The sequence below is a fragment of the Salinivibrio sp. MA351 genome (assembly GCF_001996065.1).
GTDB classification, from domain to species: Bacteria; Pseudomonadota; Gammaproteobacteria; order Enterobacterales; family Vibrionaceae; genus Salinivibrio; species Salinivibrio costicola.
Map to the genome: position 1 here is coordinate 43,611 of NZ_MUFG01000020.1, position 13,547 is coordinate 57,157.

The 13,547-nt window shown below is 49.8% G+C and carries 13 protein-coding genes; 4 read left to right on the forward strand and 9 right to left on the reverse strand.

The features are described 5' to 3' along the window. Positions 1–211 precede the first annotated feature (211 nt). The 9 genes from mioC to BZG78_RS11390 form a co-directional block, all read right to left on the reverse strand. On the reverse strand, positions 212–664 hold the full coding sequence (gene mioC / locus BZG78_RS11350) for an FMN-binding protein MioC (protein ID WP_077661258.1): 453 nt from the start codon (positions 662–664) through the stop codon (positions 212–214). Positions 665–883: 219 nt separating this feature from the next. Further along, positions 884–2,248 (reverse strand): tRNA uridine-5-carboxymethylaminomethyl(34) synthesis GTPase MnmE, encoded by a 1,365-nt coding sequence (gene mnmE / locus BZG78_RS11355; RefSeq protein WP_077661259.1) that lies wholly within the window; start codon positions 2,246–2,248, stop codon positions 884–886. A gap of 99 nt (positions 2,249–2,347) precedes the next feature. Next, positions 2,348–3,964, reverse strand: coding sequence for a membrane protein insertase YidC (yidC, locus tag BZG78_RS11360; protein WP_077461792.1), 1,617 nt, complete (start codon positions 3,962–3,964; stop codon positions 2,348–2,350). 2 nt (positions 3,965–3,966) lie between these two features. Beyond that, positions 3,967–4,227 carry a membrane protein insertion efficiency factor YidD gene (gene yidD / locus BZG78_RS11365; protein ID WP_077456636.1) on the reverse strand — a complete coding sequence of 87 codons (261 nt, stop codon included), beginning with the start codon at positions 4,225–4,227 and terminating at the stop codon, positions 3,967–3,969. Continuing rightward, positions 4,179–4,550, reverse strand: a complete 372-nt coding sequence (gene rnpA, locus BZG78_RS11370; RefSeq protein WP_025744540.1) for a ribonuclease P protein component — start codon at positions 4,548–4,550, stop codon at positions 4,179–4,181. Before rnpA ends, yidD begins: the two co-directional genes overlap by 49 nt. A 13-nt stretch (positions 4,551–4,563) precedes the next feature. Continuing rightward, on the reverse strand, positions 4,564–4,698 hold the full coding sequence (gene rpmH / locus BZG78_RS11375) for a 50S ribosomal protein L34 (RefSeq protein WP_025672864.1): 135 nt from the start codon (positions 4,696–4,698) through the stop codon (positions 4,564–4,566). 209 nt (positions 4,699–4,907) lie between these two features. Next, complete coding sequence (locus BZG78_RS11380; protein ID WP_077661260.1) at positions 4,908–5,654, reverse strand: amino acid ABC transporter ATP-binding protein; 747 nt, start codon at positions 5,652–5,654, stop codon at positions 4,908–4,910. After that, positions 5,651–6,322 (reverse strand): amino acid ABC transporter permease, encoded by a 672-nt coding sequence (locus tag BZG78_RS11385; RefSeq protein WP_077461794.1) that lies wholly within the window; start codon positions 6,320–6,322, stop codon positions 5,651–5,653. The genes BZG78_RS11380 and BZG78_RS11385 overlap by 4 nt, the downstream gene beginning before the upstream one ends. A 57-nt stretch (positions 6,323–6,379) precedes the next feature. Next, entirely contained in the window at positions 6,380–7,132 is a 753-nt protein-coding gene (locus tag BZG78_RS11390; RefSeq protein WP_025744541.1) for a transporter substrate-binding domain-containing protein, read from the reverse strand. Positions 7,133–7,478: 346 nt separating this feature from the next. Between BZG78_RS11390 and dnaA the strand changes: the two genes are divergently transcribed. The 4 genes from dnaA to gyrB are packed head-to-tail and all read left to right on the forward strand — an operon-like array spanning position 7,479 to position 13,498. Further along, a complete protein-coding gene (gene dnaA, locus BZG78_RS11395; protein ID WP_025744542.1) occupies positions 7,479–8,876 on the forward strand; it encodes a chromosomal replication initiator protein DnaA in 1,398 nt (465 codons plus the stop codon). A 2-nt stretch (positions 8,877–8,878) separates the two neighbouring features. Further along, positions 8,879–9,979, forward strand: a complete 1,101-nt coding sequence (gene dnaN / locus BZG78_RS11400; RefSeq protein WP_025744543.1) for a DNA polymerase III subunit beta — start codon at positions 8,879–8,881, stop codon at positions 9,977–9,979. A 3-nt stretch (positions 9,980–9,982) separates the two neighbouring features. After that, positions 9,983–11,062: a DNA replication/repair protein RecF gene (gene recF / locus BZG78_RS11405; protein WP_077647285.1), complete on the forward strand. Its 1,080-nt coding sequence runs from the start codon at positions 9,983–9,985 to the stop codon at positions 11,060–11,062. A gap of 18 nt (positions 11,063–11,080) precedes the next feature. Further along, the gene (gyrB, locus tag BZG78_RS11410; RefSeq protein ID WP_077576845.1) at positions 11,081–13,498 is read left to right on the forward strand and encodes a DNA topoisomerase (ATP-hydrolyzing) subunit B; all 2,418 of its coding nucleotides are present in this window, start codon (positions 11,081–11,083) and stop codon (positions 13,496–13,498) included. Positions 13,499–13,547: the final 49 nt, after the last annotated feature.

The following is a 13,547-nucleotide window of genomic DNA, read 5'->3' on the forward strand; positions in this document are numbered from 1 at the left end:
TCAGTGGATAAGCGGTAAAAGATCATTGAGATCAAGGATCTTGGAACGATCACTTTCTGTGGGTGGCCTTGGATCGGATCCTGTATCACCTGGGATCAAAATGCCCTTTTATCCACAGGGCGATCGGAAAGAAAAACTATCAAATGGATAACTAAAGGAAGATCACTGGGTTATTCCTTAGTTATCCACAGTCTGTTTGATTAATTATTGTTCACTTAGATGCCTGAAGTAATGGCTCCCAATCGGTTAACCAGCGTTCCGCTTCATCTTCAGGCACCGGATGAGCTTGAATATCGATGTCGATTCGTTCGCCAATTTTGACGGCCCCGAGATCTTGTAATAGGGCGTCTGCTTTCATGCCAGCTTCACAAAAGGTGTCATAACTAGAATCGCCAATGCCAACCACCCCGTATTTCAACGCACGTAGCATCGGACGTTCGGTCATTAGCTGTTCCATCAAAGGGGCAATGCTCTCGGGGAAGTCGCCAGCGCCATGAGTCGATGTGACGACTAAGAGCGTGCTGGCGCCCAATACATCATCGAGGATCCCCTCATTGATAACCGCTGTTTGGTACCCCTTTGCCTGTAGTTGATCTGACAGGTGATCGCCAACATATTCCGCGCCGCCCAAGGTACTGCCTGTAATAATTGTTATATTCGCCATATTATCCTCACGATTAAGAGTCTCTTGCCTAGTATTGAGACCTTGTTGCTGGGAGTCAATTCTTGCTGAATATTGCGGGTATCTTCGGGGATGCAGTCGAGGGGATCATGGTGAAAACTATGGGGATAACTTATGATCTTATAACAAGGATAACCGCGATCAACACAGTAGGATAAAGGGATCCTTTGTGTAAGGATCCCGTGATCAGGTTGGGGATAATTATTTGCCGATACAAAATGAGGAGAAGATTTTTCCTAATAAGTCATCGGCACTAAATTCGCCAGTAATGGTGTTGAGGTACTGCTGGGTCAAGCGTAACTCTTCCGCCAATATTTCACCGGCCATGTAACCTTCTAGTTGTGTTTGACCAATGTCCAGGTGTGCGGCTGCACTGGCGAGTGCGTCTAAGTGGCGGCGACGTGCCATAAAACCCCCTTCACTGCCTCCTGCATAGCCCATACAGGCTTTGAGGTGTTGGCGGAGTGCATTGACGCCTTGGCCTGTTTTAGCGCTAAGGCGGATAAGCGCTGGGTGGTTGGTATCGCAGTGGCCCATAGGCTCGCCCGTCATGTCGGCTTTATTACGGATCACCGTCATGCCCATATCTTGAGGTAAACGGGAGACAAAGTCCGGCCAGATATCATGTGGATCGGTAGCGTCAGTGGTGGTGCCATCCACCATAAATAAAACGCGGTCTGCTTGTTCTATTTCGTCCCACGCTCTTTCCACGCCGATGCGTTCGACCTCGTCGGTAGCGTCACGTAGGCCTGCGGTATCAATAATATGCAAAGGCATACCGTCGAGATGAATGTGTTCACGCAGCACATCGCGAGTAGTCCCGGCAATATCGGTGACGATGGCACTGTCTTTCCCCGACAAGGCATTGAGTAAGCTCGATTTACCTGCATTTGGGCGGCCAGCGATTACCACTTTCATTCCTTCACGCATGATGGCGCCTTGGTTGGCCTCTTTACGCAGTGTGGCGAGGTGCTCAATAATGTGATTGAGATCGCTGGCGACCTTACCATCGGAGAGAAAATCGATTTCTTCATCGGGAAAATCAATTGCGGCTTCGACGTAAATGCGCAGGTGAATGACCTTTTCCACCAGCGCGTTCACCTGGCTAGAGAAGGCGCCTTGTAGCGACTGTAGCGCCGAACGTGCGGCTTGCTCAGAGCTGGCATCAATCAAGTCAGCAATGGCTTCTGCTTGCGCGAGATCCAACTTATCATTTAAAAAAGCGCGTTCAGAGAATTCTCCCGGGCGAGCGGCTCGTACCCCGTCAAAGGCGCTAATCCTTTGGATGAGCATATCCATGATAACGGGGCCACCGTGGCCTTGCAGTTCAAGCACGTCTTCGCCCGTGAATGAATGAGGGCCTTTAAAGAATAGCGCGATGCCTTGATCGATAGGCTGACCATCCTGGTCGAGAAAGGGGAGGTAGTCAGCACGACGAGGCACCAGCTCACGTCCGGTCATATTTTTGCCAATCTCATGGGCGAGGGGGCCAGACACGCGAACGATTCCCACGCCGCCCCGGCCAGTTGCTGTGGCTTGCGCCACGATAGTGTCTGTTTGAGCCATAATGCACACTCTATGATTGCAGTGACAGGCCTGTGGGCCATTAACGTGAAAAAGGCGACCGCCAGGTCGCCTTTTTATTATTGCTTGACGCGGCCTGAGTTACGAGCGCGAATGCAGGCCTTTTTTCTCCAACGACTTGTAGATTAACGTCTGTTGGAGCAGCGTGACCACGTTCGATACCAACCAGTATAGAACCAGACCGGATGGGAAGAACAAGAAGAAGAAGGTGAAGACCACGGGCATAAAGGTCATGATCTTCTGCTGCATCGGATCGGTGACCGTGGTTGGACTCATCTTCTGAATCAGGAACATAGACGCCCCCATCAACAGGGGTAGCACATAGAAAGGGTCTTGTGCTGACAAGTCTTGAATCCAACCAAAGAAAGGTGCGTGACGTAGTTCGACCGATTCCATCAATGCCCAATAGAGCGCAATGAAGATCGGCATTTGCAGCACTAGCGGTAGGCAGCCACCCAGTGGGTTAACTTTTTCGCGCTTGTACAGCTCCATCATTTCTTGGCTCATGCGCTGACGGTCGTCACCAATACGCTCTTTCATTTCTTGCAGTTTAGGCTGCAGCATGCGCATTTTCGCCATCGAGGTGTACTGCGCTTTGGTAAGCGGGTACATAGCACCACGGACGATAAAGGTCAGCATAATGATTGATAGACCCCAGTTACCGACAAAGGTCTGAATGGTTGATAGCAACCAATGCAAAGGCTTGGCGATAAACCAGAGCCAGCCATAGTCGACCACAAGATCCAAGCTTGGCGCCACGGCGGCCATTTGTTCTTGCAGTTTCGGGCCAACCCATAGAGTTGCCGTTAGGGTCTTACTGGTACCAGCAGGAATGGTGTCACTGGTTTTGGTCTGAATATAACCGTATTGCGAGGTGGTACGTGTGCTCAACACATTATTGTCGGCTCGTGGGATCCACGCGGTGGCAAAGTAGTGTTGAATCATGGCCGCCCAACCTTGATCAAAGGTTACGCTGAGATTTTTGCTTTCCATGTCATCAAAGCTGTACTTCTCGTAACGCTTGTCGTCCGTTGAGTAAGCGCTGCCGCGATAAGTCGGCATGGTTAGGCTACCACCATCATCCAGCAAGTTTTGTTTGAGCTGGGTGTACATAGTGACGCTGGCATTCGCATCGGTTTGGTTATTGATTGTATGCTCAACGTCTACCGCATAACTACCACGTTTAAATACAAAGGTTTTGGTATAACTGATCCCTTCTTTTTCGACTGTCATCGGGACGCGCAAAGTGTCTTGATCGTCTGAGAGAGAGAAGTCGTTCTGGGTCACCTGGTATTGTGCGCGGCCTTCAGCGGTATCAATGCCATTGGCACCAATTAAACCACTTTGGGCGACAAAGGTATGATCCGGCTTAGTATGTAGCAGGGTGAAGGCATTATCAGAGTCCAGCTCAGCATCGTATTGTGGAAGCTCGGCATGGACAACATCACCGCCTTGCGTATCAATTTTCAGTGTTAATACGTCGGTTTTGATGGTGACGAGCTTGTCAGAGACAGGCTGTGCATCAAGAGACGTGGTATCGTTACCGTCATTGCTGCTTGGCACGTCACTGTGAGTCGTTTGCTGCTGCTCAACGCCCTGTCCCTGCGGCTGCGGGGATTCTGGTTTGCTCCATTCCATGTATAGCATGAAAGAAACGAACAATAGGGCAATCAACAGGATATTGCGTTGGGAATCCATTGTTAATTGTCTCTGTTATGGTGGTCGCAAGGCGGTACAGGATCGTAGCCGCCATCATTCAAAGGGTGGCATTTTAATAGACGTTTGCCTGCCAACCAACACCCTTTTATCACACCATGGGATTGAATCGCCATGATGGCGTAATGGGAGCAGGTTGGTGTGAACCGGCATCGTGGCCCAATTAATGGGCTAATCACCAGTTGGTATCCCCGAATCAGCGCGATGAGCGCTTTTTGCGCGGCGGTCGCGACAAACGTTGCCATAACTTGTCCAATTCGTCTCGCAGCGCTTGATTACTCAGGTTGTTGGCACTTTTTTTCGCGATAACCACAAAGTCTTTCGCCGGCAGTTGATGCTGACGTAAACGAAAACTCTCGCGAACCACACGTTTAAAGCGGTTGCGATCAACGGCAAGTTTGATTTGCTTTTTCGGGACAGCTTGACCGAGACGTGGGTGTTCGAGCGCGGTGTTTCTGGCGAGTATAGTCAAGTGCGGCGAACCTGCGCGATGAGGTTGCTGAAAGACGGCACTGAAATGTTCGGGAGTTAGCAGACGTAACTCCCGAGGATAAGCGAGCTTATTCACAAATCACTACGGATTATTTAGAAAGCTGCTTGCGGCCTTTCGCACGGCGAGCGGCAATGACCTTACGGCCGTTCTTAGTCGCCATGCGCGCACGGAAACCGTGAGTGCGCTTACGCTTTAGAACTGAAGGTTGAAAAGTGCGTTTCATGGTTTCTACCTTTATTACTGATCAGTGTTAGGTTTGTTAACCCGACGTGGGAGGATAGCAGTATGCTTGTCTCCGACGCCTCTCAACAAAGAGGGCGGATTGTAGCCATTGACTAACGATTAGTCAATCACAAAACCCACGCCACTTCGGGCCGTGAATTATAAGCGCTTAGTCGCAGATCGCAAGGATCCTTGCCAACTGATCGCAAATTAAGCGGTGATCCCGACTTGATTCAAAAACTTATGCAATCGGGGATCATCACAGTGATTAAACAGCCAATCCGGTGTGCCCTGAGCGATAATATTGCCATCGTTCATAAATACCACACGATCAGCAACATCACGCGCAAACTGCATCTCGTGGGTCACCACCAGCATGGTTTGGTGGCGAGTGGCGAGCTTTTTCATTAGCGCTAACACCTCGCCTACCCATTCTGGATCGAGCGCGGATGTTGGCTCATCGAAAAGCAGTAGCTCGGCTTTCAGCGCCATCGCACGGCCAATCCCTACGCGTTGTTGTTGGCCACCCGATAAAGAGGCCGGATAGTGGTCGCCTTTATCGCCAAGCCCGATATCGTCCAAAATCTGTTGCGCGCGCTGGCGGGCTTTAGCTTTTTGCCATCCTTTTACAGTGCGCAGGCCTTCAGCAATGTTATCGCGTGCGCTCAGGTGGGCAAACAAGGCATAGTTTTGGAATACAAACCCAGTTTGACGCCGCAACGCCAGAATGTCCTTTTTTGGAGTGGCTGAATTGCCGCTATCGACGCGTTGTTCGCCGATTGTTATCACGCCTTGTTCTGCACGCTCTAGGAAATTAATGCAGCGCAATAAAGTAGATTTCCCAGTACCACTTGGACCAATAATACAAACGATTTCGCCACGTTCGATAGTCAAATCAATCCCATCGAGAACAGCGATGCCCTGATAGACTTTTTTCAACTTTTCTATTTTTATCATCGTTGATACGCCTTATTGAGGTGTGCTTCGGCCCAATATTGCACGCGGGTGAGTGCGACCACGATCGCCCAGTAAATGAGCGCGACGGCCAAGTAGGCTTCAAAAAACTTGAAACTGGATGAGGCTTCCATTTGCGCTTGTGCCATGATTTCGGTCACGCCTAGTGTAAAAGCGAGAGAGGTGGCTTTAATCATATCGATGAAATAGTTCATCAACGACGGCAGAGCAATGCGCACGGCTTGCGGTAAAATAATGCGTTGCATGGCTTGTCGCGTCGTCATGCCGATGGCTAAGCTTGCTTCCATCTGACTGCGATCGACCCCGAGAATTGCGGCACGAATCGATTCGGCCATATAGGCAGAAAAGTGCAAACTGATCCCAATCACGGCTGCAGTAAAGGCATCCATCCCCACTAAACTGGGGATCACCTGTGGTAAGCCATAATAGAGCAAAAACAACTGCACCAATAAAGGGGTGCCGCGAAAGAAACTAATGAAGATTTGCGCTAAGCCATTTAACCCAGGGACACGAAAGACGCGAATTAAGGCGATGGCGACGGCTAAGGCGAGGGAGAAAAGTAGCCCCAAAAAGGCCATTTCCATGGTGATCCCTAAATAGCTAAGCAATAGAGGGAACAGCGAGACCATATAATCGAAATCAAACGCCATGAGAGTCCTTTAAACAAAAAAGCCCGCCAACGCGGGCTTTTTAATGTTGGTGAATACTTACTTTTGGGTGACGTCAGCACCAAACCACTTGATCGAAATATCGGCTAACGTGCCGTCATCACGCATGTTGACGAGTGTTGTGTTCACCTCATCACGTAAGCGCTGGCCGCGGTCGTTGTCAACAAATGGCCAGGCGTTGGCAATGGTTTCAAAAGGCTGACCCGCTAATTGTAGAGGCAAGCCCGACTCTTTGATCAATTGTAGTGCGGAGAGGCGGTCCATAATAAACGCATCGGCACGGCCCAGGGCCACATCGTGCTCAATACCGGTTTCGTAGGTTTTGATATGGATATCATCGGACGCTGAATGATCGCGAAGGAGTTGCTCAAAGTTAGAGCCCAAGTTCACCGCGACCGTCTTATCTTTTAAATCTGCGACGGACTGAATCGCGTCATTGCCCTTACGAACCGTGATTTGCGCCCCATCGACGACATACGGGTTGGTAAACAAATATTTCGCTTGGCGCTCATCGGTGATAGTGATTTGGTTTGAAATCGTATCAATACGACCAGTTTGTAAAAGCCCAAATAAGCCCGAGAAGTTAGCCGTTACATACTCGATATCGTAGTCATTACGCTGACCAATCTCATCCCAAAGGTCGACTTCAAACCCTTGTAGTTGGTCTTGTTTGACAAAGGTAAAAGGAAAGTATCGGCCAGACATGCCCACTTTGACGGTGTCTGATGCAAAAGCGGGGACTGAAATCACCATGCTCAGGCTGAGCAGGGCGTTGAGGATCCATTTAGTCATGAAAAACTCCGTAATAACCACATCAATATTGATAGGAAACGTAATATAGAGGGGCGAAGAGGGGACTAGAAATACCTTGTTGTTATGAGTAATAACGTATTAACAGGCGTGAGTCGGATCGATGCGGGACATGGCCTCGAATTCTCGGACTGGTCACGACGACCATGTGCGTAATGTTGTGAGTAAAAAGCGGGTAGGCTGTGGCGATCTCTGGGTTATCTGTGGGATCTATGTGCATAAGTCGGATCTTATTCACTGATTTCGGGATCTTGTGGGTAGCGATCTGGGCGCGACAGGAGTACCATTATGACCTTTTCCTTTTCGGTATAACTGCGTGGAGTCAAACGTGTCATCATCGCTTTGGTTGCAGTGTCTTGAACGGCTTCAAGATGATTTACCTGCAACAGAATTTAGTATGTGGGTACGGCCACTTCAAGCCGAACTCAATGACAATACGTTGACCCTGTTTGCCCCTAACCGTTTTGTGCTTGATTGGGTGCGGGATAAATATTTGCATCAGATTAATCAACTGCTGAATGAGTTTTGTGGTGTCGACGTGCCTATGCTGCGCTTTGAAGTGGGCAGTAAACCGGTTGCTGCTGCGCCGCAATCTGCGCCAGCTGGCCCGGCGTCAGCCCCTGCGCCTCAACAAGCGGCCCCTGCCCCCACTCGTGGACGCGTTTGGGAGCCCGCACCGTCACCGGTGCAATCGGATGTCAATCATCGCTCCAACGTGAATCCGAAACACAAGTTTAATAACTTTGTGGAAGGTAAATCGAACCAGCTTGCACTCGCGGCGGCACGGCAGGTCTCGGGAAACCCGGGAGCGGCATATAATCCGCTGTTTTTGTATGGTGGGACGGGGCTGGGTAAAACGCACTTGCTCCATGCGGTGGGGAATGCTATTTCCGATCGAAAGGCAGATGCTCGCGTGGTTTACATGCACTCTGAGCGGTTTGTGCAAGACATGGTCAAAGCACTGCAGAACAACGCCATCGAAGAGTTTAAGCGCTACTACCGTAGCGTGGATGCACTCTTGATCGATGATATTCAGTTTTTTGCCAATAAAGAGCGCTCACAAGAAGAGTTTTTCCATACCTTTAATGCCTTGCTTGAGGGGAATCAGCAGATCATTTTGACCTCCGATCGCTACCCAAAAGAAATCAATGGGGTTGAGGATCGCTTGAAATCACGCTTTGGTTGGGGCCTGACGGTTGCTATCGAACCGCCTGAATTGGAAACGCGTGTGGCGATCTTGATGAAAAAGGCAGAAGACCACGCGATTCGTTTGCCGGATGAAGTTGCCTTCTTTATTGCTAAGCGGTTGCGGTCGAATGTCCGTGAACTGGAAGGGGCGCTTAATCGTGTCATTGCCAACGCCAACTTTACCGGCCGCGCGATCACCATTGATTTCGTTCGGGAAGCGTTGCGCGATTTGTTGGCGCTACAAGAAAAGCTGGTCACTATCGATAATATTCAGAAAACCGTGGCAGAATATTATAAAATCAAGATGGCGGATTTGTTATCTAAGCGCCGGTCTCGCTCGGTTGCACGCCCTCGTCAAATGGCGATGGCCTTATCGAAAGAGCTGACCAACCACAGCTTGCCAGAAATTGGTGATGCCTTTGGCGGTCGTGACCATACAACCGTATTGCATGCATGCCGTAAAATTGAGCAACTGCGTGAAGAAAGTCACGATATTAAAGAAGATTACTCTAACCTGATTCGAACATTGTCGTCCTAATTATGAAATTTATTCTTACGCGTGAGCAGCTACTTCAACCGCTGCAACAAGTTTCTGGGGCTTTAGGTGGGCGCAGTACCTTACCGATCTTAAGCAATCTTCTGATTGAAGTCGCCGAGCAGCAACTTAAGCTCACCGCCACTGATATGGAGGTGGAGCTTAATGCAACGGCACCGTTGGAGGGAGAGCATCAAGATGGGGCGATAACGGTTCCCTCGCGTAAGTTCATGGATATTATCAAAGGCTTGAACAGTGAAGCCCGTATTACGGTTGCTCAAGAAGGTGATCGTGTCGTGGTGCGAGCGGGTCGAAGCCGGTTCACCTTGTCCACCTTGCCGGCTAGCGATTATCCCAACATCGATGATTGGCAAGCGGATGTAAGCCTGCAGCTGCCACAAAATAAACTGAATCACCTGATTGATGCGACTCAGTTTTCAATGGCAAACCAAGATGTGCGGTATTATCTCAATGGCTTGCTGTTCGAAACCGATGGACAAACGCTACGTACGGTAGGGACCGATGGTCACCGTATGGCAGTGTGCCACCTGACCATGGATGAAAGCGCGCCAGCGCAACAAGTGATTGTGCCGCGTAAAGGCGTCAGTGAGCTAGCGCGTTTGTTGGATGATAGTGAGAACCCGGTCAATATTCAGATTGGTGCTTCCAATATTCGTGCGGTAGTCGGCAACGTGACCTTTACTTCGAAGTTAGTCGATGGACGATTTCCTGACTATCGCCGAGTGCTGCCGCAATCGACGTCTCGGACACTTGAGGTTAATTGCGCGGAGCTCAAGCAAGCCTTGTCGTTAGCCGCGGTGCTGTCGAACGAGAAATTCCGTGGTGTTCGGATGAATATTGATGGCAGTGAGCTGCGCATCTCTGCCAATAACCCCGAGCAAGAAGAAGCCGAAGAATTTTTGGAAGTGAATTATCAAGGCGAGGCCATCGAGATTGGTTTTAACGTCAGTTATGTTTTAGATGTGCTCAACGTTTTGCGCTGTAACACTGTCCGTTTTTCAATGACAGACGCGGTCGGCAGTACTTTGATTGAGGACTGTGATCGCGATGATGCCATGTATGTCGTGATGCCCATTCGCCTCTAGATTATGGCGCTCACTCGACTGGTCATTCATGACTTCAGAAATATTGAAGCCTGCGATATCGAACTGTCGTCAGGCTTTAACTTTTTAATTGGCCCCAACGGCAGTGGAAAAACCAGTGTCTTGGAGGCGATTCATTTTCTTGGCCACGGGCGCTCATTTCGCAGCGCACTGAACAGCCGTGTGATCCGTCATCAACAACCGAGCTTAACGGTCCATGGCCGGGTGAAAACGCAAGATGGGATCTTGCTTCCGGTCGGCATTCAAAAGCGCCGAGACGGCAGTGCCGATGTTAAAATAGGTCAAGAAAAAGGGCAAAAGCTAGTGGCACTGGCCAAAGTCTTGCCCTTGCAGCTGATTACCCCTGAAGGGTTTGAGCTATTAACAGATGGTCCTAAATTTCGCCGTGCGTATATTGACTGGGGGGTGTTTCATTCCCAACCCGGTTTTTTTGAAGCGTGGACGCGGGTCAAGCGGCTCACCAAGCAACGGAACGCCGCGCTTAAAACTGCGCGCAATTACCGTGATATACAAGTGTGGGATGCAGAACTTGCTAGCTTGGCCGAGCAAATTAGTGTTTGGCGACAAGCTTATGTTAATGCTGTGGCCGAGCGCGCAACGGCGTTATGCCAGGCATTTTTACCCGAGTTCTCGATTCAGTTTCGGTTCTCCCAAGGCTGGGAGCGCGGTGCAGATTACCAGGCTTTGTTGGCGACTAACTTCGAACGCGATCAGCAAATGGGCTACACGGTGTCTGGACCACACAAAGCCGATTTACGCATCAAGGTGGCCGGTACCCCGGTCGATGATGTGCTCTCTCGAGGGCAACTAAAATTGATGGTTTGTGCGCTTCGGCTTGCACAAGGACAGCTATATAGCGAAGAGCAAGGCATCGCCTGTATTTACCTGATCGATGACTTTGCCTCAGAATTAGACAGCCGCCGCCGGGCACTGCTCGCCAGTGAATTGACCCGGATCGGGGCGCAGGTTTTTGTCAGCGCCATTAGTGCCGATCAAGTCGCGGAAATTTGCGACGAAAATAGTAAGATGTTTCATGTGGAACATGGCAAAATTAACGCAGGATAAATAAGCGAGAGTAACTCAATGTCCAACGAATACGATTCATCGAGTATCAAGGTACTGAAGGGCTTGGATGCCGTCCGTAAGCGTCCGGGAATGTATATCGGCGACACCGACGACGGTACCGGCCTACACCATATGGTGTTTGAGGTGGTCGATAACTCGATCGATGAAGCACTGGCCGGACATTGTAACGATATCGTGACCACCATTCACGAAGACGGCTCTGTGTCGGTCCGCGACGACGGTCGTGGTATCCCTGTCGATATTCACGAAGAAGAGGGTGTTTCAGCTGCTCAAGTTATCATGACCGTGCTGCAYGCCGGGGGTAAATTTGATGATAACTCGTATAAAGTGTCGGGCGGCCTACACGGTGTCGGTGTCTCTGTGGTTAACGCACTGTCAGAAAAGCTTGAATTGACAATTTGGCGTAACGGTTATGCCCACCAACTCAATTTTTCTCATGGTGAGCCACTGGGTCCCTTGGTTCAACTGGGCGAAACCGATCAAACCGGTACCCGCATTCGTTTTTGGCCGAGTGAAGAAACCTTCACGGATATTCACTTCAACTACGAGATCCTCGCCAAGCGCTTACGTGAATTGTCTTTCCTTAACTCGGGTGTGTCGATTCGATTGATTGACGAGCGCGAGGAAGACAAATCGGATCACTTTAAATATGAAGGCGGTATCCGTGCGTTCGTTGAGCATTTGAATAAAAAGAAAACCGCGATTCATCCATCGGTGTTCCATTTTGAACATATGCGTGATGATGGCGTTAGCGTCGAAGTCTCAATGCAGTGGAATGATGGCTACCAAGAGAACATCTACTGTTTTACCAACAATATTCCACAGCGCGACGGTGGTACGCATTTGGCTGGGTTCCGCGGTGCACTGACGCGAACCTTAAACAGCTTTATGGACAAAGAAGGCTACTCGAAAAAAGCTAAAGCAGCGACGTCTGGCGATGATGCCCGTGAAGGTTTGACGGCGGTGGTATCGGTCAAAGTCCCTGATCCTAAGTTTTCGAGCCAAACCAAAGACAAACTGGTGTCATCGGAAGTGAAATCGGCGGTTGAGTCGGCGATGAGCAGCCACTTGTCTGACTTTTTAATTGAACATCCAGCCGATGCCAAAGTGGTGTGCTCCAAGATTATTGATGCCGCACGTGCACGTGATGCAGCGCGTAAAGCGCGTGAAATGACACGTCGTAAAGGGGCACTGGACTTAGCTGGCTTGCCTGGTAAATTGGCCGACTGCCAAGAAAAAGATCCCGCCCTGTCTGAGCTCTACATTGTGGAGGGTGACTCAGCCGGTGGCTCAGCGAAACAAGGGCGTAATCGCAAAAACCAAGCGATATTGCCGCTTAAAGGTAAGATCTTAAACGTGGAAAAAGCCCGTTTTGATAAGATGTTATCGTCGCAAGAAGTGGCGACTCTGATCACCGCCATGGGCTGTGGGATTGGTCGCGAAGAGTACAACCCCGATAAGTTACGCTACCACAGCATCATTATCATGACGGATGCTGACGTTGATGGCTCTCACATTCGTACCTTGTTATTAACCTTCTTCTATCGTCAAATGCCTGAGTTGATTGAGCGTGGTTATATTTACATCGCTCAGCCACCCCTTTATAAAGTGAAGAAGGGTAAGCAAGAGCAGTACATCAAAGACGATGAAGCGATGGAGCAATATCAGGTCGCGCTGGCACTGGAAAATGCCTCATTATTTGTGAACCCTGATGCGCCAGCGATGCATGGTGAATCGCTTGAAAAGCTGGTCAAAGAGTACAATGGTGTGCTTAAACTGATTCAGCGTATGAAGCGTCGTTATCCTGCGGCATTGCTGAATGAGCTACTGTACCAACCGCGTTTAGCGGTCGAGGAACTTCGTGACGAATGGGCCGCGAAGAAGTGGGTTGAGAACATTGTCGACATCCTTAATCGCAAATCGACCGGTGAAAGCCACTATAAAGCGTCTTGTCGCTTTGATGAAGATCATCAAGTTTGGGTGCCTGAGTTGGTGGTGCGAACCCATGGTGTTGATTACAAGTACCAGGTCAGCTATGACTTCCTGAATTCGAAAGAATATGGGCGTATTGCGAGCTTATCGGAAACACTCGATCAGCTACTTGACGAGGGTGCTTACGTGAAGCGTGGGGAACGGACCCAAAAAGTGGAGACCTTTGAGCAGGCGCTAAACTGGTTGGTTAAAGAATCCATGCGTGGTGTCTCGCGTCAGCGTTATAAAGGTTTGGGGGAGATGAATCCTGATCAACTTTGGGAGACCACCATGGATCCTGAAGGGCGCCGTATGATGCAGGTGACTATCCACGATGCGGTTGCGGCAGATGAGCTGTTTACCACCTTGATGGGTGATCAAGTTGAGCCTCGTCGGGCCTTTATTGAAAACAACGCGCTGAAAGTGGAAAACCTCGACGTGTAAACTACTGATCTGTTAGTTGTCTCTATTAAGGCCAGCAGTATTGCTGGCC

Coding starts and splice junctions, on each gene's coding strand:
- mioC (WP_077661258.1), bottom strand. CDS start 664: ATGGCGAATATAACAATTATTACAGGCAGTACCTTGGGCGGCGCGGAA.
- mnmE (WP_077661259.1), bottom strand. CDS start 2,248: ATGGCTCAAACAGACACTATCGTGGCGCAAGCCACAGCAACTGGCCGG.
- yidC (WP_077461792.1), bottom strand. CDS start 3,964: ATGGATTCCCAACGCAATATCCTGTTGATTGCCCTATTGTTCGTTTCT.
- yidD (WP_077456636.1), bottom strand. CDS start 4,227: ATGGCAACGTTTGTCGCGACCGCCGCGCAAAAAGCGCTCATCGCGCTG.
- rpmH (WP_025672864.1), bottom strand. CDS start 4,698: ATGAAACGCACTTTTCAACCTTCAGTTCTAAAGCGTAAGCGCACTCAC.
- BZG78_RS11380 (WP_077661260.1), bottom strand. CDS start 5,654: ATGATAAAAATAGAAAAGTTGAAAAAAGTCTATCAGGGCATCGCTGTT.
- BZG78_RS11385 (WP_077461794.1), bottom strand. CDS start 6,322: ATGGCGTTTGATTTCGATTATATGGTCTCGCTGTTCCCTCTATTGCTT.
- BZG78_RS11390 (WP_025744541.1), bottom strand. CDS start 7,132: ATGACTAAATGGATCCTCAACGCCCTGCTCAGCCTGAGCATGGTGATT.
- dnaN (WP_025744543.1), top strand. CDS start 8,879: ATGAAATTTATTCTTACGCGTGAGCAGCTACTTCAACCGCTGCAACAA.
- recF (WP_077647285.1), top strand. CDS start 9,983: ATGGCGCTCACTCGACTGGTCATTCATGACTTCAGAAATATTGAAGCC.